The organism is Bacillus sp. NTK074B (assembly GCF_017303375.1).
GTDB lineage: Bacteria > Bacillota > Bacilli > Bacillales > Bacillaceae_B > Rossellomorea.
This window is the reverse complement of record NZ_JAFKOH010000005.1, coordinates 212,857-236,514: the sequence shown is the minus strand read 5'-3', so window position 1 is coordinate 236,514 and position 23,658 is coordinate 212,857. Positions and strand designations below refer to the sequence as shown.

The 23,658-nt window shown below is 43.0% G+C and carries 22 protein-coding genes and 1 riboswitch; of the genes, 16 read left to right on the top strand and 6 right to left on the bottom strand.

From position 1 onward, the window contains the following. Window positions 1–141 precede the first annotated feature (141 nt). The 4 genes from JI667_RS10800 (at window position 142) to JI667_RS10785 (ending at window position 4,415) form a co-directional block, all read left to right on the top strand. Window positions 142–1,893, top strand: coding sequence for a phospho-sugar mutase (locus JI667_RS10800; protein ID WP_206852928.1), 1,752 nt, complete (start codon window positions 142–144; stop codon window positions 1,891–1,893). 195 nt (window positions 1,894–2,088) lie between these two features. Then, a complete protein-coding gene (locus JI667_RS10795) occupies window positions 2,089–3,204 on the top strand; it encodes a GAF domain-containing sensor histidine kinase (protein WP_206852927.1) in 1,116 nt (371 codons plus the stop codon). Window positions 3,205–3,217: 13 nt separating this feature from the next. Continuing rightward, entirely contained in the window at window positions 3,218–3,853 is a 636-nt protein-coding gene (locus JI667_RS10790) for a response regulator (RefSeq protein WP_206852926.1), read from the top strand. A gap of 22 nt (window positions 3,854–3,875) precedes the next feature. Continuing rightward, window positions 3,876–4,415 (top strand): NADPH-dependent FMN reductase, encoded by a 540-nt coding sequence (locus tag JI667_RS10785; RefSeq protein ID WP_206852925.1) that lies wholly within the window; start codon window positions 3,876–3,878, stop codon window positions 4,413–4,415. A 114-nt stretch (window positions 4,416–4,529) separates the two neighbouring features. Here JI667_RS10785 and JI667_RS10780 read toward each other — a convergent pair whose 3' ends face one another. Continuing rightward, window positions 4,530–4,784 (bottom strand): YhdB family protein, encoded by a 255-nt coding sequence (locus tag JI667_RS10780; protein ID WP_034763164.1) that lies wholly within the window; start codon window positions 4,782–4,784, stop codon window positions 4,530–4,532. Window positions 4,785–4,952: 168 nt separating this feature from the next. On the opposite strand from JI667_RS10780, the gene JI667_RS10775 reads away from it, so the two are divergent. The 4 genes from JI667_RS10775 to JI667_RS10760 all read left to right on the top strand — a co-directional run bounded on the left by JI667_RS10775 (window position 4,953) and on the right by JI667_RS10760 (window position 8,971). Beyond that, the gene (locus JI667_RS10775; RefSeq protein WP_206852923.1) at window positions 4,953–5,255 is read left to right on the top strand and encodes a DUF3889 domain-containing protein; all 303 of its coding nucleotides are present in this window, start codon (window positions 4,953–4,955) and stop codon (window positions 5,253–5,255) included. Window positions 5,256–5,625: 370 nt separating this feature from the next. Then, the gene (locus JI667_RS10770) at window positions 5,626–6,816 is read left to right on the top strand and encodes an MFS transporter (RefSeq protein ID WP_206852921.1); all 1,191 of its coding nucleotides are present in this window, start codon (window positions 5,626–5,628) and stop codon (window positions 6,814–6,816) included. A 280-nt stretch (window positions 6,817–7,096) separates the two neighbouring features. Next, entirely contained in the window at window positions 7,097–8,509 is a 1,413-nt protein-coding gene (locus tag JI667_RS10765) for a SpoVR family protein (protein WP_206852919.1), read from the top strand. Between the two features lie 117 nt (window positions 8,510–8,626). Beyond that, window positions 8,627–8,971: a hypothetical protein gene (locus tag JI667_RS10760; protein ID WP_206852918.1), complete on the top strand. Its 345-nt coding sequence runs from the start codon at window positions 8,627–8,629 to the stop codon at window positions 8,969–8,971. 170 nt (window positions 8,972–9,141) lie between these two features. Here the strand turns inward: JI667_RS10760 and JI667_RS10755 are convergent, their stop codons facing one another. Next, window positions 9,142–9,771 (bottom strand): YczE/YyaS/YitT family protein, encoded by a 630-nt coding sequence (locus JI667_RS10755; protein ID WP_206852916.1) that lies wholly within the window; start codon window positions 9,769–9,771, stop codon window positions 9,142–9,144. A 195-nt stretch (window positions 9,772–9,966) separates the two neighbouring features. On the opposite strand from JI667_RS10755, the gene JI667_RS10750 reads away from it, so the two are divergent. Continuing rightward, on the top strand, window positions 9,967–11,568 hold the full coding sequence (locus JI667_RS10750; protein ID WP_206853106.1) for an SLC13 family permease: 1,602 nt from the start codon (window positions 9,967–9,969) through the stop codon (window positions 11,566–11,568). 44 nt (window positions 11,569–11,612) lie between these two features. On the opposite strand, the gene JI667_RS10745 is transcribed toward JI667_RS10750, so the two are convergent. From JI667_RS10745 to JI667_RS10735, 3 genes are all read right to left on the bottom strand, one after another. Further along, the gene (locus JI667_RS10745) at window positions 11,613–12,389 is read right to left on the bottom strand and encodes a 3-hydroxybutyrate dehydrogenase (RefSeq protein ID WP_206852915.1); all 777 of its coding nucleotides are present in this window, start codon (window positions 12,387–12,389) and stop codon (window positions 11,613–11,615) included. An 18-nt stretch (window positions 12,390–12,407) separates the two neighbouring features. Continuing rightward, entirely contained in the window at window positions 12,408–13,694 is a 1,287-nt protein-coding gene (locus JI667_RS10740) for a GntP family permease (protein WP_206852914.1), read from the bottom strand. A gap of 193 nt (window positions 13,695–13,887) precedes the next feature. After that, on the bottom strand, window positions 13,888–15,213 hold the full coding sequence (locus JI667_RS10735) for a hemolysin family protein (RefSeq protein WP_206852912.1): 1,326 nt from the start codon (window positions 15,211–15,213) through the stop codon (window positions 13,888–13,890). Window positions 15,214–15,494: 281 nt separating this feature from the next. On the opposite strand from JI667_RS10735, the gene JI667_RS10730 reads away from it, so the two are divergent. From JI667_RS10730 to JI667_RS10710, 5 genes are all read left to right on the top strand, one after another. Next, window positions 15,495–15,824, top strand: a complete 330-nt coding sequence (locus JI667_RS10730) for a hypothetical protein (protein ID WP_206852910.1) — start codon at window positions 15,495–15,497, stop codon at window positions 15,822–15,824. A gap of 857 nt (window positions 15,825–16,681) precedes the next feature. Continuing rightward, entirely contained in the window at window positions 16,682–17,050 is a 369-nt protein-coding gene (locus JI667_RS10725) for an ArsR/SmtB family transcription factor (protein ID WP_206852908.1), read from the top strand. After that, entirely contained in the window at window positions 17,043–19,151 is a 2,109-nt protein-coding gene (locus JI667_RS10720) for a heavy metal translocating P-type ATPase (protein WP_206852906.1), read from the top strand. Before JI667_RS10725 ends, JI667_RS10720 begins: the two co-directional genes overlap by 8 nt. Before the next feature lie 10 nt (window positions 19,152–19,161). Then, window positions 19,162–20,055 (top strand): cation diffusion facilitator family transporter, encoded by an 894-nt coding sequence (locus tag JI667_RS10715; RefSeq protein WP_206852905.1) that lies wholly within the window; start codon window positions 19,162–19,164, stop codon window positions 20,053–20,055. 170 nt (window positions 20,056–20,225) lie between these two features. Beyond that, window positions 20,226–20,411 (top strand): Fur-regulated basic protein FbpA, encoded by a 186-nt coding sequence (locus JI667_RS10710; RefSeq protein WP_206852904.1) that lies wholly within the window; start codon window positions 20,226–20,228, stop codon window positions 20,409–20,411. A 50-nt stretch (window positions 20,412–20,461) separates the two neighbouring features. Here JI667_RS10710 and JI667_RS10705 read toward each other — a convergent pair whose 3' ends face one another. Further along, window positions 20,462–21,364 carry an aldo/keto reductase gene (locus JI667_RS10705; protein WP_206852903.1) on the bottom strand — a complete coding sequence of 301 codons (903 nt, stop codon included), beginning with the start codon at window positions 21,362–21,364 and terminating at the stop codon, window positions 20,462–20,464. Between the two features lie 87 nt (window positions 21,365–21,451). On the opposite strand from JI667_RS10705, the gene JI667_RS10700 reads away from it, so the two are divergent. Together JI667_RS10700 and JI667_RS10695 are read left to right on the top strand one after the other, a co-directional pair. Then, on the top strand, window positions 21,452–22,339 hold the full coding sequence (locus JI667_RS10700) for a phosphotransferase enzyme family protein (RefSeq protein WP_206852900.1): 888 nt from the start codon (window positions 21,452–21,454) through the stop codon (window positions 22,337–22,339). Between the two features lie 85 nt (window positions 22,340–22,424). Beyond that, window positions 22,425–22,534: riboswitch (TPP riboswitch) on the top strand. A gap of 132 nt (window positions 22,535–22,666) precedes the next feature. Further along, complete coding sequence (locus JI667_RS10695) at window positions 22,667–23,653, top strand: ABC transporter substrate-binding protein (RefSeq protein WP_206852889.1); 987 nt, start codon at window positions 22,667–22,669, stop codon at window positions 23,651–23,653. The last annotated feature ends 5 nt before the right edge of the window (window positions 23,654–23,658 follow it).

Here is a 23,658-nt window from a genome sequence, read left to right as displayed (position 1 = left end):
TATTTCTCTACGGCCAACATTCTAACAATTATGCTAAAATAAAGACGAGCGAATCCTGTCGACATGTGACGGATTGTTTTAGAAGGAATTCTACAATATTTGATAGAATTCATTATTATACAGCATTAGGAGGGGATCGTTTTGACTTGGATAACAACATGGGAAAAATGGAGCAGCTATTTACATCTGGATGAAGAAATCGTAGAACTCTTAGAGTCAATGAAAGACGACGAAAAAACCTTAGAAGACGCATTTTACAAAAACCTTGAATTCGGTACGGGTGGAATGAGGGGAGAAATCGGTCCCGGCACTAATCGAATGAACATCTATACAGTCAGAAAGGCCTCTGAAGGATTAGCACGATACATAGAAGAACAAGGTCAAGAGGCGAAAAATCGCGGTGTTGTGATCGCTTATGACTCCCGTTATAAATCGCCTGAATTCGCCATGGAGTCAGCGAAAACACTGGCAACCCACGGCATTCAAACCTATGTCTTTGACGAATTGAAACCCACACCTGAGCTTTCTTTTGCCTTAAGACAGCTAAAGGCATTCTCGGGCATCGTGGTAACGGCAAGCCATAACCCTCCGGAATATAATGGATATAAGGTCTACGGAGAAGATGGAGCACAGCTTCCCCCGCATGTAGCGGATGAAGTGATAGGGAAAGTGAATGCCGTCGAAAATGAATTAGAGATCCATGTGAAAAAGGAAGAAGAATTAAAATCAGCCGGACTCATTAAGATGATTGGGGAAGAGATCGATCAATCCTACCTCGAGCATTTGATATCGATTTCTGAAAAGCCGCAGATCGCCAAGGAAACGGATTTGAAAATTGTGTTCTCACCACTGCATGGCACAGCACTGAAAATGTCTGAAAAAGGTCTGAAAGCTTTAGGATATGAGCATGTTCATATTGTAAAAAGCCAGGCGGTCCCTGATCCTGAATTTACGACAGTAAAGTCTCCGAACCCTGAAGACAAAGCGGCCTTTGAATATGCCATCCGTGACGGAAAGGAAATCGACGCAGATATACTGATAGCCACCGATCCCGATGCAGACCGTTTAGGAGTTGCTGTTAAAGGGGGAACCGGAGACTATATCCTTCTTACCGGAAACCAGACAGGAGCTATCCTGCTCGATTATATTCTAGCCCGCAAACATGAGAAGAATATGATTCCTGAAAACGGACGAGTATTCAAAACCATCGTCACATCTGAATTGGGCCGTAAAGTCGCTGAGCATTATGGAGCTTCAGTCGAGGATGTGCTGACAGGCTTTAAATTCATCGGTGAAAAAATCAAGAAGTACGAACAAACCGGTGAATATTCATTCTTATTCGGCTATGAAGAAAGCTACGGTTATTTGATCGGCGACTTCGCCCGTGATAAGGATGCTATACAAGCAGTATTGATGGCGGCTGAAGCAGCAGCATATTACAAAAAAGAAGGCAAAACGCTATACGATGTATTAAATGAATTATTTGAAAGACACGGCTTCTACCAGGAAGGGCTGAAGAGTTTAACCCTGAAAGGAAAAGAAGGAGCTGAACAAATTCAGGGAATACTGAAAGACTTCAGGAAAGAACCTTTGAAAGAAGTGGCCGGCTTACGTGTTGTTTCCTCGGAGGACTATAAGATAAGCAAGAAAGTTGATTTAGTTTCTGGTGAAGAATCGTCCATACACCTTCCTTCTTCAAATGTATTGAAATATTTCCTTGAGGACGGATCCTGGATTTGTTTACGACCATCTGGAACAGAGCCGAAGATCAAATTTTATTTCAGCGTTATTGGTGAAACGCAACGTGACAGTGATCGAAAATTACAGGCATTGCAAGAAGCCGTCATGGAGAAAGTGGAAACGATAATCAGTTCATCTGTAGGAGAGGCGTAATATGGTACTGAAATCACCAGCAATGCAATGTACTGAAAGCAAGAGATGCTTTGACGCATCTCTTGTTTTTTTCAGGATGGAAACGGAACGTATGTTTTCAGTCAAAGGTCGTAGAAACATTCATTCTTTCTGGTAATACCGATTTTGTGTGAAAACGATATAATAATAACTGAAGGATCGGAGAGGAAGATGGAAATGAAACAGGAATCTCTTTCAAATATTGAACTCTTGAAAGAAATAGCTGAATTGTTGAACAACGAAACAGAGCTTTCTTCCATGCTTTCAGGTGCATTGAAGAAGCTGATCAGAGGTTCAAGCTTCACAACCGGGTGGATCTTCTTTATTAATAATGAAAGAAGCCATGAGCTTGTTTCATATGAAAATCTCCCAGCATCCCTCTCAGATCGAAAATGCGAACTGATGAATAAAGGGGGGTGCTGGTGTGTGAACCGTTTCCGCAAAGGAAAGCTCACCAAAGCCTCCAATATTATCGAATGTCAGCGGATCGAGCAGGCTATTGAAGAGAACAGGGGTGATACCGATGATATTATATACCACGCAACGGTCCCCCTGCAGTCGGGGAATGAGTCTTTCGGATTATTGAATGTAGCAGCACCGAATAAAACTCACTTTTCTACGGATGAACTGGCTCTTCTTGAATCGGTTGCCTTCCAAATCGGTTCAGCGATTAAACGCATCTTGTTGACGAAGAAGGAACAGGAAGTCGCGTTGATCGGTGAGAGGAACCGGTTGGCAAGAGACCTTCATGATTCGGTCAATCAATTGTTGTTTTCCCTCACTTTAACTGCCAGGGGAGGGGCTGAAATGACGGAAGAAGAGGATGTAAAGGATACATTCAAAACGATTCAAGGTCTTGCACAGGAGGCATTAACGGAAATGAGGGCCCTCATTTGGCAATTGAGACCTCATGGCCTGGAAAATGGAGTGGTGGAAGCGGCCAAAGGATACGCAGAAATGCTTGGGCTTACCTTGGAGACGAAAGTGGAAGGAGTCATTTCCTTAAGCTCTAAAATAGAAGAAGTCTTGTGGCGTGTCAGTCAGGAAGCATTGAATAATTGTAAAAAGCATTCAGGAGAGAAAAATATCCTCTACACCATGAAAAGCGGTGCACAATCCATTCTGCTAACGATAGAAGATAAAGGAAACGGATTTCAATATGACAGGAAGCAATCCCTGCCCTCTGTAGGCATCCAAAGCATGAGAGAACGCGTGAAAAGCATCGGTGGTACATTATCCATCGAAAGTCAGCTTGGAAGAGGGACCATCATATCAGTTCAAATACCGTATTAGGAGGTGCCGGACAATGATTAGAGTATTGATAGCAGACGATCATCACGTCGTACGCAGGGGATTAGTGTTCTTTTTGAAAACCCAAAAGGACCTGGATATTGTCGGAGAAGCGAAGGATGGAGCGGAAGCCGTTCGAATGGCATCAGACGTAAAACCAGACATTATACTAATGGATCTGATGATGCCCGTCATGGACGGAATCCAGGCGACCAGGGAAATTAAAAAGAATCATCCCCATATACAAATACTCATGCTGACAAGCTTCTCTGATCAGAATCACGTCATTCCTGCTATAGAAGCGGGTGCGGCAGGGTACCAGCTAAAGGACATTGAACCCGATGAATTAGTACTCAGCATCAGAAAGCTGTTATCAGGAGAAAATTCTCTTCATCCGAAAGCAACCAATCATCTACTGACGAGGATATCGAAACAGGAACCTCCCCATAAAATCCATGAGCTGACCAAACGGGAAAAGGATGTTTTGATTGAGCTTACCAAGGGGAAGAGTAATAAAGAGATCGCTACAAGCCTCTATATAACGGAGAAAACTGTAAAAACCCATATTTCGAACATCTTTTCCAAGCTGGAGGTTTCAGATCGGACACAAGCTGCTCTCTATGCCGTAAAACATAAGTTGACAATCAATTAAAAGAAGAAAGGATTTTTATATCATGAGTATCGTCATTATTAACGGAAGCCCCAGGAAACATGGTCGTACGGGAATTGCTGCAAGGTTCATTGCGCGTAAATACGACTGTGAACTTATTGATTTAAGTGATGGAACACTTCCATTGTATACGGGAGAACAGGAACAATGGGAACTTGATGCGGTTCAATCACTCAAACAAAAGGTGAAAAAGGCGGATGCCGTCATTTTAGCTTCTCCCGAATATCACAGCGGTATGAGCGGGGCACTTAAAAACGCCATGGATTTCTTGAGCAGTGAACAATTCGCTCACAAGCCAGTTGCCCTCCTCGCTTGTGCAGGTGGAGGAAAAGGTGGAATCAACTGCTTGAACAATCTTCGCATCGTCGGCCGCGGCGTATATGCAAATGTGATTCCGAAGCAGCTGATCCTTGATCCACACTGTTTCGACTATGAGGGGGACGGACTCCTGGTAGAACCTGCTGAAATGGTGGATGATTTGATGAAAGAATTGAGGCTCTATGCGAAGGCTGCAGCACTTGTCAAAAGCGAAATATCTTCTTAACTGAAAAAACTGGCATTGGGCCGGTTTTTTTTGTATTGTACCTTAAAATCACATAAAAGCCGATCCAATAGCGCATGCTAATTGGATCAGCCATAGGTGGAATTCTCTTTTGTGTTACATCTCTGCAAAGGTTTCCTGGAGTGGTTGCTCGACACTATAGGTGAAATTTGCATGTTCAATATATCGTAAAAGCGTATAGAGATTACGCTCTACAACCGTGTAATCGTTTGAAAAGTGATACGCGTGTAAGAAATGTTCAATTCTTTTCGAAAGAAGGTCATCCTTCGTTCTCACCATGAGGATCAAGAGATTATCCCATTCTGATCGGTGAGTGTAATACAAGGCCCGGTCGTAATCGACTTTGTTCACTTGGTTTCCCTCCTTCTGAAGGGGTACTCTTATTGTGCACCAGAAAACCGCATTCATTTCTCTGTAAAAGTTGGTACTGTTGCAAATGCTGGTTTTCCTTGTATTGGGTGAATAAAAATGTGCATTTAATTCATCCTATGTAATGTAACGTTAACAGAGGTGATGAAAATGAAGAAAACAATCGTGATATTTTCAACTGTATTTTTACTACTGTTTTCAAGTCAGGTCAATGCCGAACAGGGCGACTATAAGAAGTTTGGACGGATTGCGACAGCGGTGATCAAAGAGGACTATCCAGGCCAGCCTGTAAAGGATTATCAGTATCAGGGCCGAAAAAAAATGTCAGAGAACAAAGTATCAGATGCATTTGAATTTACTGTTCAGGAAAACGATGCTGAGAAAAAAGTCGTTGTCATCGTTGTGCATCATCTGGACAACGAGAAGGTACTGAATATTTCAGTGAAGGAATAGTATAGCAGATAAAGTCTTCTTTTAAAAAGAGGGCTTTTTTGTTTGAGGGAAACTGGTTAAAAAAGGGTTTTTCCAGAATAATCCTGATAGATGTTCGCAATGTGTCACAAGTTTTTCCAAAAGTGGCAGGAGTTCAGCTAATAATGGCACTAGTACAAATGGTAATACACAATGGGGTATAAGGATTTGTGTCATGAAATTTGCATCCCCCAACCGATGTGACGTTACGATAAATTATTCCTGCAAGATAAACACCAATTTGCTAAAATATATACATACATAATTCGTATTTATTCCGAAAGGGGATCTTTTTCCAATGTGATGCCATTCTTTTCTTACCTATACGAACTGAATAGAGGGAGGAAGAGATATGCATTCCAATGCATTTAGAAATTTATGGTTCGGCCAGGCGCTGGCCAATATGGGGGATGTGTTCTATATCATAGGGCTGATCTCCTTTGTGTACACTCTGACAGGATCCGCTGTGTATATGACGGCAGTTCCTTTAGTCATTACGTTTTCTCGGTTTATCAGCAGTATGGCAGCACCGTTACTGTTGAATCGGACTCAGATGAGGAGTTTGATTTCGTACTCTCAAATGGGAAAGACCTTTTTCCTGTGTGTCTTTCTATTGTTGATGGTTCTCCAGATGGGAAATGTGTGGTTCTATCTGGCATGTGCCAGTATCATTTCTTTTTTGGATGGGTGGGCACTCCCTGCCCGAAATTCCTACGTGCCGTTTCTTGTGAAGCGGGAAGAGTTAATGGGGGCGAATGGGTTTCTTTCTACCGTCGATCAGACGATTCAATTTTCAAGCTGGGCATTGGGAGGAATCCTATTAGCGCTCCTTGGTGAAACGAATCTTTTTATTGTGGTGATTGTCTTGTTTTTGGCAAGTACCTTTTTTATGCTGAAGCTGCCAGTCATTCCAACTACCACGATGGAAGTTCGCAGGGTTTGGTGGCAACAGCTTGGGGAAGGCTGGTCAGCAGTGAAAAGACGCAAAGGTCTGGTTCCCGTTTTTTGGATTTACGGATTGGAGTCGATTTCAGGGACCGTCTGGATTGCGGCTGTTCTTTATTTATATGTGGATCTCTTGCTTCAGCGCGGAGATGAGTGGTGGGGGTTCATAAACTCCAGCTTTTTTATCGGGGTGGTTCTTGCCTCCTATGCAATATTTAAGCTGCATGGCATCTTCTCGGAGCATCGGCATATGTGGCTCCCATTCTGTATGATCGTCACTTCAGGGGTCACCTTTATCTTTGCCTGGAACAAGGTGGCCCTCTTGGCACTTGTCCTGTCTTTTGTGTTCGGATTGTTTGATCAGATTAAAAATGTGGTGTTACAGACATTTTTGCAGGAGAGTGCGCCTCCTGAAGAACTGGGAAAGATTTATGCGGCACAAGGAGCATTGACCACACTGCTGTTCGGTTTATCGTCGGTTGGGGTCGGGCTGCTCTTGGAAGTGTTGAGTATTTCCACGATCTTTACTTTGTCTGCACTATTGTTACTAGGTACCCTTATTCCTGTGTGGTATTTGCTAAAGGATTTGAAGGCGTAATAATGGAAGGGCTGTTCCTTGGAGGGGGAACAGTCCTTTTAGTATGTATTCCTTTATGCTTGTCGGACCTGCCCAACCCGGCTCCGCTTTTCTTGTTGTCCAGCTCCGCCGGGTAGTCCCTCGAGGTCATAAGTCAAATCCGCACAAAAGGCAAAGGGCGCCTTTTATGCGGATTCGTCTTATGCTTGTCGGGCCTGCCCAACCCGGCTCCGCTTTTCTTTCTCATCAAATCCCCTTTCTCTTCATACATTTAGATAAGAGTATACAGAGGGGGATGAAAATGAATTTAGAGGAACAGAAGCAGTTACAGAATGCGATAGGTGAGATTACGGAGATTGCAGTCGGGTTTGGTCTTGATTTTTATCCTATGCGATATGAGATTTGTCCTGCTGAAATTATTTATACATTCGGTGCTTATGGAATGCCGACCCGGTTTTCTCATTGGAGTTTTGGGAAACAGTTCCATAAGATGAAGCTTCAATATGATTTGGGATTGAGTAAGATTTATGAGCTTGTGATCAATTCAGATCCTTGTTATGCGTTTTTGCTGGATTCAAATTCACTTATTCAAAATAAGTTGATTGTGGCTCACGTGCTGGCTCATTGTGATTTCTTTAAGAATAATGTCCGTTTCCAGAATACGAAACGTGATATGGTGGAAAGCATGGCGGCGACTGCTGAACGGGTACGCAGATATGAGATCGAACATGGAAAACAGGAAGTCGAGAATTTCCTTGATGCGGTTCTTGCCGTGGATGAGCATATTGATCCATCCCTGATGCGTCCGAAGCTTTCATGGACAATGGATGATGTAGAGTGGGAAGAGGAAGAAGTGAGCCATGCATCCCCTTATGATGATCTATGGTCTCTGGACGAAAAGCCTAAGAGCAGGGAAAAGAAAAAGGTGAAGAAGAAGTTTCCGCCGCAGCCGGAGAAAGATATCCTTCTCTTCATTGAACAATACAGCAGAGAACTGTCGGATTGGCAGCGGGATATTTTGACCATGATGCGGGAAGAGATGTTGTACTTCTGGCCTCAGCTTGAAACGAAGATCATGAACGAGGGATGGGCTTCGTATTGGCATCAGAGGATCATACGGGAAATGGATTTGACGAGCGGGGAGTCAATCGAATTTGCTAAGCTGAATGCCGGTGTTGTACAGCCTTCCCGTACTCAGATTAATCCATATTATCTGGGGCTCAAAATTTTTGAAGATATTGAAGATCGTTTTGATAACCCTACAGATGAGATGAAAAAACGTGGGGTGAAACCGAATTCCGGTCGTGAAAAAATGTTCGAGGTGCGTGAAATCGAATCGGATATTTCCTTCTTGCGAAATTACCTAACAAAGGATCTGGTGATGAGGGAAGATATGTATTTGTTCCAAAAACAGGGGAAGGATTATAAAATTGTCGATAAGGAATGGACTCATGTGCGGGATCAGCTCGTCGGCATGAGGGTGAATGGCGGCTTTCCTTACATTACCGTGAATGACGGGGATTATATGAAGAGTGGTGAGCTCTATCTCAAGCACTGGTTCGAAGATGTTGAACTTGATATAAAATACTTAGAGAAGGTATTACCATACCTGCATCAGCTCTGGGGAAGACCGGTCCATATTGAAACATATGTGGAGAACCGCGATATGTTATTTACGTATGATGGCAGAAGTGTACAACGCAAATATCTATAACAGTGAAAGAGCCTCATTAGGTGGAAATCTGATGGGGCTCTTTCTTTTTTTTAAAAGGTTCTAAAAAAGGTGGACGGGTTTATACATAATAATAAGGAAATATGAGGAGGAGATAGGATGGCGGATGTGGAAGTCTTTATCGGAGATTTAACGGACCGGTCGTTTCATTATGAAGGGGGAGACTGGAATCATAATTACCCGAAACGGATCAGTCCTTTCTTTCCCAAGGGGTATGAACTCTTTTTCTCTCTATTGGATGATATCTATTATAAACGGTTAGAGGGGCGGCAGACAGACTGGGGAAGTCATACCTGCCTGATGTATCCGGGAGAAATGCTCTCAATGTTGGAAGGATATTATAAAAAAGAAATGGAAGATGAACAAGTACAGCAATTATTTCAATTTATAAAACAACTGGACCCTGAACAGCGATACGGACTGGTGGCATGTGAGATGTCATAATTCAAAAAAGGAGAGGACAACCTGCACCAGGGCAGGCTGTCCTTTTTTAATCCGTCTCCGGCGGCTTGGGGCTGGTTATAAAGTAAGTCCCCCAACCAGCAAAACGCTCCATTCCGGGTGACTTGGCTTATGCTTGTCGCCACAGAGCCAGCCGCCTCCGCTTTTCCAGGTTACATAGTAATATTACTTCGGTTAGGAAATCGAGTATGAAGTCTGTCTGTGAAAAATAAAAAAGATTTTTGAAAGATAGGGCTTTGAATGAATGTATAGATAAAGGTAAAAATGAAGACCGGTCCAGAAAGGAAGAGGCCGATCAGTAATACGGAACACTCGCAGATGATCCGGACCCTGCTGATGGAAAGACCGGTTAAATCTGAAATGGTGAGCATAAATCCGTCCCGTGGGCCGGTTCCAAGATGAACAGCAGAATATAGACCTCCCCCAATCCCCATTAATAAAATGGCTGATAGTAAAATAGCGATATCCGTAACGAGACCTGTTTGTGGAGGAAGAAGATCGTAAAAGAGAAAAAAGTCCACCAGCATCCCGACAAGTATTCCATTTAGGATTGTACCAATTTGAATATATTTTCCTTTTAATATAAACGTGGCTGAAACGAGCATGGCCCCTACGATAATATTCCACGTTCCGATGGTTAACCCGAACTTTTGGAACATGGCGATATTTAATACGTCCCATGGATGGATACCTAAGTATTTCACTTTAATGGACATGCTGATCCCATAGCTGAAAATGAGTAAACCGATTACAAAATAGTTTATTTGCCAGTAGATTTTCATCGTTTCTCCTTTTATAAAAACCGCCGTATTCATCTAACATTATTTTACAATGAAATGTTCCATGATGAAATGGTGCTTTTTTCATTTGTGATCTTTTCTCGAAAATTCTTACAGATTATGGTTCGCTATTGTTTATGACACTTTCGTCAATGGGTATGGTCTTGTATGACATGCAAGGGGGAATGGTATATGCAAATGATGAAAAGTGTATGGGGAACGCTTTGGGGATGGAACCGTGATGTAAAGGATACTCTCCAATTCTTCAGCTCGGGTCATACATCCATTCCAGTACAGGGCACTATGCAAACGGAACGAAAACCTGAGCCCGCTGCGAATCCGAGACAAAAGATCGGGTTTGTTTTAGGACCGCTATTATTCTTACTCATCCTGATGTTTTTTTCTCCGGAAGGGCTTTCGGGTGAAGCCGTGGCTGTCCTTGCTGGAACAGTTTGGATAGCGGTATGGTGGATTACGGAGGCAATACCGATACCGGCTACATCTCTTCTGCCAATCATTTTGTTCCCGGTTACCGGTGCTCTCGAGTCCCAAGAGGTGACGTCTGCATATGGAGATGGAACGATCTTTTTGTTTATGGGTGGATTCATTATTGCTATCGCCATGGAAAAGTGGAATTTACATAAGCGAATCGCCATGAACATCATCTTATTGATCGGCACAAGTACAGAACGGATTGTCCTTGGGTTTATGCTCGCGACAGGATTCCTTTCCATGTGGATCTCCAACACGGCAACGGCCATGATGATGCTGCCGATCGGAACTGCCGTAGTTTACCAAGTGAATGAAAGTTTACAGAAGGAAGGAGCGAAAAGGACGGGACATTTCAGTAAAGTCATCATGCTCGGGATTGCCTATAGTGCATCGATCGGAGGATTGGGAACCCTAATCGGGACGCCTCCCAATACGATATTTGCTGCAGTGATCAAACAGCTGTATGGAATTGATTTTTCATTTGCGAAGTGGATGCTCTTCGGGGTCCCTCTAGCGGCCATCCTTCTCATGATTACTTGGTGGTATCTCATCAAAGTAGCCTTCCCGCTGAAAATAAAGGAGCTTCCTGGAGGCAGGGAGATCGTGGAGAAGGAAAATCACTCTCTTGGAAGGATTTCTTTCGAAGAAAAGCTTGTTTTGACAGTCTTTGTTGCCACAGCATTATGCTGGATCACACGCTCGTTTCTACTGAATGAATGGATTCCATCCCTGGATGATACGATCATTGCCATTACAGGGGCACTCATCCTTTTCCTGCTTCCTGGAAGAAAGCAGTCAAGGCTGATGAATTGGGAAGATGCCAAGAAGCTCCCCTGGGGTATCCTGCTTTTATTTGGCGGAGGCCTTGCCATTGCCAAAGGCTTTAAGGAGACGGGCCTCGCTGAATGGATTGGGAAGCAATTGACGGTACTTGACGGAATATCGTTTATCATCATCCTTGTTGCTGTAACGGCATTTGTTATTTTCTTGACTGAAATCACGTCCAATACGGCGACAGCCACGATGATGTTTCCCATTATGGCAGCCCTGGCTGGTGCCTTGGATGTTCATCCGTATAGTCTGATGGTGGCCGCAGGTCTCGCTGCTTCCTGTGCATTCATGCTGCCGGTTGCCACACCGCCGAATGCAGTGGTATTCGGATCGGGTTATATAAAGATGGGGGACATGGTCAAAGCGGGAGTATGGTTGAATCTTATCAGTATTGTGTTTATCACTCTCTTGATTTATGTTTTCATGCCAGTTGTGTGGGGAGTGGACCTGGGCGTCTTTCCTGATAATTTGAAGTAAATAAAGAATCGGATCAGGATCCTGATCCGATTCTTTATGATGTTTTATTGAGCCGTATACCCTCCATCAAGGACCACGGCTTGACCGGTTACACCCTTCGCTTTGTCACTGGAAAGGAAGATGGTATAATCCGCAATTTCTTCTACTGAGAGTAATCTTTTTTGAGGTACGAGTGGGTAAATGACGTCCTCCAATACTTTTTCAAGTTCTACTCCGCGGGTAGTTGAAATATCCTTCAACTGGTTACGGACAAGGGGAGTATCCACGTATCCCGGACACATGGCGTTCACCGTGATCCCATGTTCTGCACCTTCGAGAGCGGAGACTTTCGTCAACCCGATGACTCCATGTTTGGCACTGTTGTAAGCAGCTTTTCCTGCAAAACCGATTAACCCGTTAATGGAAGCCATATTGATGATGCGCCCGAATTTTTGTTTTTTCATATGTGGAAAAGCAAATTTTGTTGCGATGAAAGGAGCGATCAGCATAATTTTGATTAATAGCTCAAATTTTTCAATAGGGAAATCTTCAATGGGAGCAACATGTTGAAGTCCCGCATTGTTGATTAGAACATCGATTCTTCCGTAATGTTCAACCGTTTTATCGATTCCTGCCTTTACTTCTTCTTCACTGGTTACGTCACATTTCACTCCAAGGCAGTCGAACCCCCGGCTCTTTAGTTCATCTACCGCTTCATCGAGTCCTTCCTGGTTGATATCTGAAAGGACAACCTTTGCGCCATTTTGTGCGAAATGTTCCCCGATTTCATATCCGATCCCTCTTGCAGCTCCTGTAATAAAGACTACTTTGTCATTGACCATTTCATTTTCCTCCTCTAATTAATAAATTCCCATGTTGGCTAGAATGATTGAGACGACTTCAGCAATTGTCGGAATCAGGAGTCCGACAACGGCAACATCTAAATATGAATCCTTGTGAGTAAGCCCAGTTACCGCAAATAGTGTCAGGAGAGCACCATTATGAGGAAGGATGGATGCTCCGGAAGAGACGGAAGCAATTCTATGGAATGCCTCGGCACTTATACCACTTGTTTGGGATAACTCATAATATTTATCACCCAATGCTTCCAGGGCAATACCCATTCCTCCAGATGCCGAACCAGTAATGGCGGCCAACGTCTGTACTGCAATGGCTTCTGATATGACCGGATTGCCTTTGATCCCGAGTATCAGTTTCGTTAATGTCTTGAAACCGGGAGCGGCCGTAACGACTGCTCCGAATCCTACTGCGGCACTAGTGTTGATTACGGCCATAACGGATCCTTTTGCACCTCCATTAATGGCAGGGATGAATTTTTTGAAGTGCTTCAAATTAATGATCAGGATCGAAAGTATTCCGACCAGCAGGGAAGTCAAAATGTTCCACTTAAATACATTCAATGTCACGACGACAATGACAAGGGGGAGAAACGATAGATAGAAGTTAGGTAGTTCAGATTCTTTGATCTCCTTCACGTCATTACCGCCTTTCGGCTCAGTGAACCGATCCTCCTTACTTGTAAATTGCTTTTGACGCCATCTTAAGTAAAAGTACCCCCCGACCGCCATGATTAATCCAGCTACGGTCCCAATAATGGGGGCTGCGGTTGGGGATGTTTTGAAATAATCGATGGGAATCAGGTTCTGGATCTGGGGTGTTCCCGGAATGGCTGTCATCGTAAAGGTAAATGCCCCTAACACAAAGGTGGGAGGAAGCAGTTTGCGAGTGATGTCTGCTTCTCTGAACATGGCAATCGCTAATGGATAGATGGCAAATACCACTACGAATAAGCTTACACCGCCGTAAGTCAATACAGCAGCTGCAATGAGAACACCGAGGATGGCCCTGTCTTTTCCGATGATATTGGTGATTGTATAAGCGACGGACTGAGCGGCTCCTACATCCTCCATCAATTTTCCGAAAATGGCCCCGAAGAGGAAGACAGGGAACCATTCTTTAGCAAAGTTTACAAATCCGGTCATATAGGTTTCTGTATAGGCCGGGAGCAGATCGAGACCACTCATTAGCGCCACTATACCTGCAACTAAAGGAGCGATCCAGATGATCGACCAGCCGAGATACGCTAAAACCATAAGCAGGATTAATCCAATGATGATGCTAGTCATAATTCACCTCTTATACATGTTTGCAGTTATTTTTCCAATAACGAAAGGATTTATTCTATGTGAAATTGTATTAACCATATGGACCAGTGGATGGAAAGGGGGGGAAATGAAAAGGCAGCCGCATTGACTATGCGCGTGCTTTTATTAAAGAGTGATGGAGTTGTCCAATTTCTATGTAAAAAACGAACGGGCGTTAATCCGACCCGTTCGTTTTATTTTTGGTGCTATTCATTTTTGCTACTTCCAGATATTGAATATGATGTCCATCGATTTCCTTGACCTTAAAGCAATAGCCCTGTTCCTCAATCTTATCTTCCGGCTTGACTTCATACTTCTGGGTTAGGAACCAGCCCCCGATGGTATCGACTTCTTCTTCTTCAATTGAGATCCCAAGAAGGTCATTCACATCCTCGATAAGCATGACGGCATCAAAAATATAGTGGTCATCTTTCACTTTTTGGACTTCAGGTATCTCGTCGATATCAAATTCATCCCTGATTTCGCCGACAATTTCCTCAATGATGTCTTCAACTGTAACGAGGCCGGCCGTCCCGCCATATTCATCAAGGAGAACAGCCATGGGGGCACGCTCCTTTTGCAACTTGACGAGCAGTGCCTGAATGGGAATCGTTTCAATCACACGGATGACAGGTTTGATGAAAGAAGTGATATTTTCATGTTCACTTTTGTGATTCACGAGTGTCGTCAACAGTTCTTTCACATTCACGATCCCGAGGATATTATCTTTATCTCCGTCCACGACAGGGTACCTCGTATACCGTTCCTCTTTAATGACTGATAATACTTCGTCAATGGATGATTCTGCGGAAAGAGTCACAATGTTTGTACGGGGGACCATGATTTCCTTCGCAATCCGCTCGTCAAATTCAAATATCTTATTCACATACTTGAATTCGGATGAATTAATTTCACCGCTTTTGTAGCTGTCGGAAAGAATGATTCTGAGTTCTTCTTCGGAATGGGCGATTTCATGCTCTGAAGCCGGTTTTAATCCGAACATCCCGGTAAACACGCGTGCCGAACTGTTCAAGGTCCAAATAAATGGATAAGCTATCCTGTAAAACCAGATCAACGGTTTGGCAAATAACAAGGTGACTTTTTCTGCCTTCTGAATGGCAAATGTCTTCGGAGCCAATTCACCTATAACCACATGCAAGAAGGTAATGACAGAAAAAGCCAATGCGAATGAAATGATGCTGGCGATGGATGGATTTAAATCAATTTTTTCAAATACCGGGTGAAGCAGGGTTTCAATGGTCGGTTCCCCTAACCACCCAAGTCCAAGGGAGGTAATGGTAATCCCCAGCTGACAGGCAGACAGATACTCGTCCAGGTGGGAAATGACCTTTTTCGCCGCAACGGCTGTTTGATTTCCTTCCGCGACCAACTGATCAATTCTCGAACTTCTCACCTTGACGATGGCAAATTCAGAAGCCACGAAGAATGCAGTCAGCCCGATGAGTAATGCAACAAGGAATAAATTAAATAAAATGTCCAATGGATAGAAGTCATAAAGAAAGAGGAATTCCTTTCTTCTGCTTCAGTCACCTCCTGAATAAAGGGTAAATTTAAAGGGTGAAGGGTTTTGACCCTGATCAGCCTTTTGATGCTTAGTTTGATCAGCTACTATAGCAATTGCAATGTGGCGGTCATTCGGTTATTCTAAAATATAATGAATGATCAGGACATCCGTTTCATGATTTCATCATAGAGAAAAAGAACGAACAATACAATTATTTTGGATTTGTTATCGTTTGATAATTGGAAAGGAGAACGATTATGGCAGACGTCTTCAATCAACAGTTTGTAGTAGCCCTTATCATTGCCTTTTCGGTATATATCATTATAAGAGGAATAGCCATTTTCTTCGGAAAAGCAGGAAAAGGCTATCTTGAAAATGTACAGTCGCATACCGGGCGGTTTTACCTTCAGCTGATTGGCGGCTACTACATAGTATCAGGTGTATTGGGCCTCTTTATTCCGCGATTAGAATGGAAAACAGAAGAGATCTACTTTGCCATCGCCATCTTCGCCATTATATCAGTGGTATTCTGGATTACCCTCGACCTCTCCATGAAGCGCAGTCGTAAAAAGCTTCAACAAAATTAATATGTTTTCTAAAAAAGCTCTCAGCCATTATGCTTTGAGCCTTTTTTTATCATTCTTTATTAAAGATCAGCACCCTTATGTTGAATAAGGAGAGCCGTTTCCCTGGCGTTTAAAAATTAGCGGAATAATTCCGCTTAAATCAGAAATTGCAGCTATTTCACGAATATTAGCCGGAGTTTTTCCGCTTATTGAAAAATATCCGTTGAATATTGTTCCATATTGAGCCGTTAAGCGGAACTTCTCCGCTTATTTAAGCGTTTTAACCCTCCTCCAGCTGCCTTAGACGGAATTTCTCCGCTTATTAATCTGCCCCAAAATGGGATTAACTAAGCAGTATGCTTCATTGCAGGTTTACTTTAACAAACATCATTTCCTCCAAAATCTAAAAACATAATGATTTAAAAAAATGTCCTGTTAGTTAAATAAGTCTCGCTGCCAATATAACAAAAATTTCCGGAAATCTGTATGCCATTTTTAAGATACCTCGCATAGCCATTCGCACTCACATCAGCATGCTGACAATAACTTCTGTCACCTTGCTAAAAGGAATGCGAATTCGGGTACATACTCCTGTACACTGATTAAAAATCTGGATATATCAACAAAAATCAGCAGTCGAATTCAGTTGCGAATTGGACTGCTGATTTACGTGCAATCAAGTTTTTGTACTCGAAAACGGAACCCTTTACTGATTTCGGGGCTTTTTTTTAATTCTTTGGAGAAAAAACCCAACCAGTCAACGCTTATTTTGAATAATTTAGAGAGAAATAGAAAACACTCAAAAGAATATTTGAACATTTTTATGCATTCTTTTATACTATATTCAAACGGGTATTTGAATGAGGAGAGGTGTCAATATGAAAGAAACTGATGTATGCGAGGTAACTTGTGTAGAGGATGAAAAGGTCAATCGCTTAAAATCGATTATTATAACACAAAATACGTCTAAAGTCGCAGATATTTTCAAAGCACTTTCCGATCAAACGAGAATGAAAATAGCGTATGCACTTACGATAGAAGACGAACTTTGTGTATGTGATGTGGCTAATATTGTAGGGTCTTCCACAGCAACCGCGTCCCACCATTTGCGTTTACTGAAAAAGCAGGGGCTGGCTAAATTCAGAAAAAAAGGAAAGCTTGTCTATTATTCCCTGGATGATCATCACGTAAAACAGTTGATCGAGATCGCAGTGACCCATCAGTTGGAGGTGGAGGAACGTGACTAGTAAACCAGCCCATAAACAAACATACAGGGTAGAAGGATTTACATGTGCAGGTTGTGCAGCCAAGTTCGAAAAGAATGTCCAGCATCTCGAAGGAGTGGTAGATGCTAAGGTGAACTTCGGTGCTGCCAAGATTACTGTCTATGGAGATACCACAAAGGAATCTGTAGAAAAAGCAGGGGCCTTCGAAGGGCTTCGCTTAACAGAAGACGGACTGAGGAAGGTTCAAGAAGAGAAGGAACCTTTTTATAGGAAATATAAGCATCTTTTCCTTTCAGTCTTTTTTATTCTGGTTGCCTATTTATTCCCATTGACCGGCGTGGAAAATAATGAATTCTTTTCTACTTTTTCCTTTGCCGCAGCAATCGTAACGGGTGGGTATCGCTTGTTTGGAACGGGTATTAAGAACCTGATGAAGCTTGAGTTCGATATGAGAACGCTGATGACCATCGCGATAATTGGTGCCGCTTTTATAGGTGAGTGGGGTGAGGGAGCGATCGTTGTCATCCTTTTTGCCATCAGTGAAGTACTGGAAGCTTATTCAATGGATAAGGCAAGGGAATCGATTCGTTCACTTATGGATATAGCTCCTCCGCAGGCACTCATTATTCGAAAAGGTACAGAGATGATGATCGATGCAGAGGATATAGAAATCGGTGATATCATGCTTGTGAAACCCGGTCAGAAGATAGCCATGGATGGGGATATTATCGAAGGTTCTTCATACGTCAATCAGGCAGCCATTACAGGCGAGTCTGTTCCGGTGGAGAAAGTTCATGGCGATGCCGTATTTGCCGGTACGTTAAATGAAGAAGGCTATCTTAAAGTGCTGGTTACAAAACGGATAGAAGATACGACCCTTGCCAAGATCGTTCATCTTGTCGAGGAAGCTCAGGGAGAAAAAGCCCCTTCCCAGGCATTTATCGATATGTTTGCAAAATATTATACACCGATCATTATGGTCGTTGCGTTCCTGGTAGCAGTTATACCACCACTACTATTGGATGGAGAATGGTCCACTTGGGTGTATCAGGGGCTTTCCGTGCTGGTTGTCGGCTGCCCGTGTGCATTGGTGATTTCTACTCCCGTGGCCATTGTCACAGCGATTGGAAATGCCGCGAAAAATGGCATACTTATCAAAGGTGGAGTATATCTGGAAGAATTAGGCCGTTTGAAGGCGATTGCCTTTGATAAAACAGGCACTCTTACAAAAGGTGAGCCTGAGGTTACGGATATGATTCCCTTAGGGAATGTTGAAGAAGATCAATTATGGAAATGGATGTCCGCTCTTGAATTTCATTCACAACATCCCCTCGCCCACGCGTTCATTAAAAAAGCGGAAGAACGGAACATAGACTATAGAAGTTATGAAGTGTTTGAGTTTCAATCCCATACGGGTAAAGGAATCAGTGGTCTCATTGAGGGTGAAAGATATTTTCTTGGTTCCGAGAGTCTCTTTGACGGGACACCTACTGAAATTGAAAACCTTCAAAAGGAAGGAAAAACCGTCATGCTGTTCGGAACAGCTGATACCCCTTTAGCACTTATAGCCGTTGCGGATGAAGTGAGGGAAACGAGTAAGGAAGTGATTCGTCTTCTTCACGAGATGGGGATTGAGCATACCGTGATGCTGACAGGGGATCATGAAAGAACGGCAAGTTCGATTGGAAATCGGGTAGGGGTCAAGGAGATAAAAGCCGGTCTTCTTCCTGAAGAAAAACTGAGTTTCGTTAAGGGATATATGAACACCTATGGTAAAGTCGCCATGATTGGAGATGGAATCAATGATGCTCCAGCACTTGCCGCTTCAAACGTCGGCATTGCCATGGGCGGGGCAGGAACAGATACAGCATTAGAAACTGCAGACATTGCATTAATGAATGATGACTTGAAAAAGTTGCCCTACATCATTCGTTTAAGCAGGAGAACGCTTACTGTCATTAAACAAAATATTTCCTTCGCTATCGGAATTAAGCTTCTTGCTTTATTGCTTGTCATCCCTGGAATGCTTACATTATGGATTGCCATCTTTGCTGATATGGGAGCGACACTGCTTGTAACATTGAATGGTCTCAGATTACTCAAAATAAAAGATAGAAAGTGAGGGATATACCATGGGTCACGATCACAGTCATGGCCACACCCAAAATAAAAAAGCATTATTAATCAGTTTTCTATTCATATTTACCTTTATGATCGTCGAAGTGATCGGGGGAATAGTGACTAATAGTCTGGCACTTCTTTCCGATGCAGGACATATGCTCAGCGATGCTGCGGCACTTGGCTTGAGCCTCGCTGCTTTTTATATAGGAGAGAAGGCGTCCAACAAAGGGAAGACATACGGCTACAGGCGTTTTGAAATCGTAGCTGCCTTTCTGAATGGGATCACCCTGATTCTCGTATCCCTTTATATCTTCTGGGAAGCTTACCGCCGCTTCATCGATACTCCTCATGTTTCAGCTAACATGATGATCATCGCTGTAATTGGATTAGTGGTGAATATCCTGGTAGCCTGGATCCTTATGAGGGGAGATACAGAACATAACTTGAATGTCCGGAGTGCTTTCCTTCATGTTCTTGGGGATATGCTGGGCTCAGTCGGAGCCATCATTGCCGGTCTTCTGATCTATTTCTTCGGTTGGAACCTGGCCGATCCGATTGCTTCTGTCATCGTGGCAATTCTCATCATCATCTCCGGCTGGAGAGTGACGAAGGAGTCCATTCACATCCTAATGGAAGGCTCCCCGAGGAACGTGGATACAGATCAAGTGAAAAAAGGCATGTCGGCCGTACATGGAGTGATAGAAGTGCATGATCTTCATGTGTGGTGCATCACTTCGGAGTTTACGGCTCTAAGTTGCCATGTGGTCGTGGAGGATGGTATGGACAGAGATGAAGTCATCCGGCACCTTTCCGAGTTCCTCGAAGAAGAATATGGCATCCATCACGCCACTCTTCAAGTGGAAGGGAAACACATATTGGAAGGACATCATCACACCTGTACATGATCAATCGCGGTCCTCACCATGAAGTGTTTCGGCTGGATTAACCCTTAGAATAGCTTTATTAAAGGAAATCGACTACAACATTAACGGAGTTATGGTGATTTCAGGAAATCATCACCAGGATGTTTAACTCCCTCACCAATTGGGGTATATCCTCAACTGGAGGGATGAACATGCTACATCAAGAAACGAAATTACAATCCAAAAAAACACCCGAATTTAAAAAGGACTTTTATATACAGCAATTATTGAGGATTGGCGTCTATAAATCCTTCGACAAGCAGCTTTATGAACTGTCGATGAATGAATTACAGGATGTTTATCTTGAGTATTATGTTGGTGGAGATCTACTACGTTAAAAAAGACGACCCTTTAGAAAAAGGATCGTCTTTCTTTATGTGTGAAGGTATTATGGCACATCATGCCCCATAGATGTTTGAAGGATCTCAAACCACTGATCATGATTCAATGTAATGGATAGGGAATCAATCGCGTTTTGAATCCGCTGTTTTTTCCCTGAACCAACGATTGGCATGATGTTAGCCGGATGATTGAGAAGCCATGCGTATAGAACTTCGTCAATTCCTTTTGCACCCGTTTCCTTTTGGATTTTCTTTAATGTGTGTTGTAGTCGGAGAGCTTTCTCATCTTCACCTTTAAAGATTGCCCCTCCTGCGAGTGGTGACCATGCCATGGGTGCCACGCGCTTTTCCTGACAAAGATTTAAAGTACCATCTTCAAAGTTTTCTAAATGATAAGCCGACAGCTCAATTTGGTTTGTAATCAATGGAAAAGGTAAATACGATTGAAGCATATTCCATTGATGATCTTTGAAGTTTGAAACACCGAAATGGCGTACTTTTCCCTCTTCCCTTAACTGAGTGAACGCTTCGGCCACTTCCTCACCATTCATGAATGGATCTGGTCGGTGAATTAATAATAAATCGATATAGTCCGTTTTTAAATTTTGTAGGGAGTTCTCGACTGAGGTGAGAATGTGCTTCTTACTCGTGTTGTAATGGTGTGTTTTATGTTCAGGTCGATGGTCCGAAGGCAGAACGATACCGCATTTCGTCACAATTTCCATCTTTTTCCGCAAGGAAGGTTCAAGGGAAAGGGCTTCACCGAATAAAGCTTCACATGTGTATGAGCCATAGATGTCAGCATGGTCAAAGGTTGTGATGCCGTTTTCAATATTATGTTGGATAAGAGAAAGTGTATCTTCCTTCGATTGCTTCCAATCCGCAAGCCTCCACAAACCATGAACGATCCTGGAGAACGATAAATCTTCAGTCATTTGGATTCTTTGCATAGTTGTAACCTCTCTTCATTTGGTATGTAGACATTCTTTCAAAGTCATACTAGTAAGTATATTACTACGATTTGAAAGGAAAAAGAAATGATTGGACCCCTTTTGGAAATATTACGCCAGTGGAATGTCGATCCAACTGACATGAAGACACTTCGACTTTATCCAAATGTCATGAAAGTGAAGGATGAAATGAGAACCTTTTATTTAAAGAGGAGAGCGGATGCATCTATTGAGAGTTGCATGGAAGAGTACCATTTGACCTCATATCTACTGAATAACCGCTTCCATGTCGAATCCCCGGTATTAACTTCTTCAGAGCGGCCATTTGTGAAAAAGGGAGATCAAATCTATTCACTCTATGAAGAACTTGAAGGAACGCCATTGACCCATTGTTCTATCACCTCATTTGGAAGTGCGGGGGCAAACCTCTCGACCCTTCACCTTCTCCTGAAAGAATATCGCAGCCATTATGAAATACAAGCTTGGGATATTGCACGTCACGTGAAGGAATGGGTAAAAGAGTTTGCATCAACTCAGATCGGGAAGCGAGGGAAGGATTTACTATCAAGAATGGAAGGGTGGGAGTCGTACTATGACAGGTTGCCGGTTCAGCTTGTTCATAGTGATTACCATCGAGGGAACATATTGATGAGGGGGAAAGATGTCAGTGGGATCATTGATTTTGCCCGGATCAGAACCGCCCCGTGCGTTACAGACATCGCTTACTTTCTGGCAAGTTCTCTTAAAGATATGGAAAAGGTGGATAGGGAGAATTATTTCAGATTTAAACAATCGTTCGTAGGTGGATATGAGGTTGAAAGACATTTGACCAGCTTGGAGCAAAGGATACTGCCTATAGTGATCATTCTCTTCCTCTTGCAATATGCCTTTTTATATGATCAAAAGGGATATGCTGAAAAAGGACTTTCCTGTATTTTCCATAGCAATAAGCTCATTGACGGGTTTCAAATTTAAGGATTCTATCGAATTGAAAAGTAAATACTTGAATAACGATCCGTTCTATGGCACAGTAGGAAAGAAGATAACGTTTAATTTCATATTCCATGTGTAGGGGGACCGGAATGGCCGGTTGAGATTGCATCCTGTAGATGCTGACCCTTTGAACCTGAACTGGCTGATACCAGCGTAGGAAACATTCTCTTAAACGATACATAACCAAGTTTAATGATGCGTCCAAGGCTTTCAGCCAGGGCGCTTTTTTTGTTTTACATTCATTTACTCTCTAAAGCGAAGAATAATGGAATAAACGTTGGTACTCTGATGTTATAAGGGGGAAACACGATGAAAAAATGGATGTTCATTATCTGCTCAGTATTTTTATTAACGGCCTGCGGTGCGGGGGAAGACACAGCCGATGAGAAGAAAGAGAATCTCAAAAAGGTTTCGGTTGTACTCGATTGGACCCCGAATACCAATCATACAGGCTTATACGTAGCGAAAGAACAAGGCTACTTCAAAGATCAGGGACTTGATGTTGATATCATCCTACCAGGAGAAGCGGGTGCCGATCAGCTCGTTGCTTCAGGGAAGGCCGAATTCGGAGTAGGATACCAGGAAAGTGTCACACAAGCGAGAGTCCAGGATGTTCCACTCGTATCCATCGCTGCTGTTATTCAGCATAATACATCCGGGTTTGCTTCACCGAAGAGTAAGGGTATAGAAAAACCAAAGGATTTCGAAGGGAAAAGCTATGGAGGATGGGGATCACCTGTTGAAAAAGCCGTTATGGATTCCATCATGAAACAAGAGAATGCCCATGTGGAGAAAGTGAATTTCATCAACATGGGAGATACCGATTTCTTTACTGCCGTAAAGCGGGATGTTGATTTCGCCTGGATTTACTATGGTTGGACGGGAATCGAGGCTGAGCTTCGCGGTGAAGATCTGAACATGATGTATGTGAAGGACTATTCGGATAAATTGGATTATTACACACCCGTCCTCACCACGAATGAAAGCATGATCAAATCAGATCCTGTTACGGTCAAAGCGTTCTTGGCAGCCACATCCAAAGGGTATCAATATGCCATCGATAACCCGAAAGAAGCTGGTAACATTCTTCTGGAAGCAGCACCCGATCTTGATAAAGAACTTGTCATGAAGAGTCAGGAATGGTTAGCACCAAAGTACAAGGATGATGCTCAAAGATGGGGAGAGCAGAAGCTTGAAGTGTGGGAGAACTATGCATCATGGATGTATGATAATGAGTTATTAGATAAGAAACTGGAGAGCAAGAAAGCATTCACGAACGAATTCTTACCGAAATAAGAGGT

Coding starts and splice junctions, on each gene's coding strand:
- JI667_RS10795 (WP_206852927.1), top strand. CDS start 2,089: ATGAAACAGGAATCTCTTTCAAATATTGAACTCTTGAAAGAAATAGCT.
- JI667_RS10790 (WP_206852926.1), top strand. CDS start 3,218: ATGATTAGAGTATTGATAGCAGACGATCATCACGTCGTACGCAGGGGA.
- JI667_RS10785 (WP_206852925.1), top strand. CDS start 3,876: ATGAGTATCGTCATTATTAACGGAAGCCCCAGGAAACATGGTCGTACG.
- JI667_RS10775 (WP_206852923.1), top strand. CDS start 4,953: ATGAAGAAAACAATCGTGATATTTTCAACTGTATTTTTACTACTGTTT.
- JI667_RS10770 (WP_206852921.1), top strand. CDS start 5,626: ATGCATTCCAATGCATTTAGAAATTTATGGTTCGGCCAGGCGCTGGCC.
- JI667_RS10765 (WP_206852919.1), top strand. CDS start 7,097: ATGAATTTAGAGGAACAGAAGCAGTTACAGAATGCGATAGGTGAGATT.
- JI667_RS10760 (WP_206852918.1), top strand. CDS start 8,627: ATGGCGGATGTGGAAGTCTTTATCGGAGATTTAACGGACCGGTCGTTT.
- JI667_RS10755 (WP_206852916.1), bottom strand. CDS start 9,771: ATGAAAATCTACTGGCAAATAAACTATTTTGTAATCGGTTTACTCATT.
- JI667_RS10750 (WP_206853106.1), top strand. CDS start 9,967: ATGATGAAAAGTGTATGGGGAACGCTTTGGGGATGGAACCGTGATGTA.
- JI667_RS10745 (WP_206852915.1), bottom strand. CDS start 12,389: ATGGTCAATGACAAAGTAGTCTTTATTACAGGAGCTGCAAGAGGGATC.
- JI667_RS10740 (WP_206852914.1), bottom strand. CDS start 13,694: ATGACTAGCATCATCATTGGATTAATCCTGCTTATGGTTTTAGCGTAT.
- JI667_RS10730 (WP_206852910.1), top strand. CDS start 15,495: ATGGCAGACGTCTTCAATCAACAGTTTGTAGTAGCCCTTATCATTGCC.
- JI667_RS10725 (WP_206852908.1), top strand. CDS start 16,682: ATGAAAGAAACTGATGTATGCGAGGTAACTTGTGTAGAGGATGAAAAG.
- JI667_RS10715 (WP_206852905.1), top strand. CDS start 19,162: ATGGGTCACGATCACAGTCATGGCCACACCCAAAATAAAAAAGCATTA.
- JI667_RS10710 (WP_206852904.1), top strand. CDS start 20,226: ATGCTACATCAAGAAACGAAATTACAATCCAAAAAAACACCCGAATTT.
- JI667_RS10705 (WP_206852903.1), bottom strand. CDS start 21,364: ATGCAAAGAATCCAAATGACTGAAGATTTATCGTTCTCCAGGATCGTT.
- JI667_RS10700 (WP_206852900.1), top strand. CDS start 21,452: ATGATTGGACCCCTTTTGGAAATATTACGCCAGTGGAATGTCGATCCA.
- JI667_RS10695 (WP_206852889.1), top strand. CDS start 22,667: ATGAAAAAATGGATGTTCATTATCTGCTCAGTATTTTTATTAACGGCC.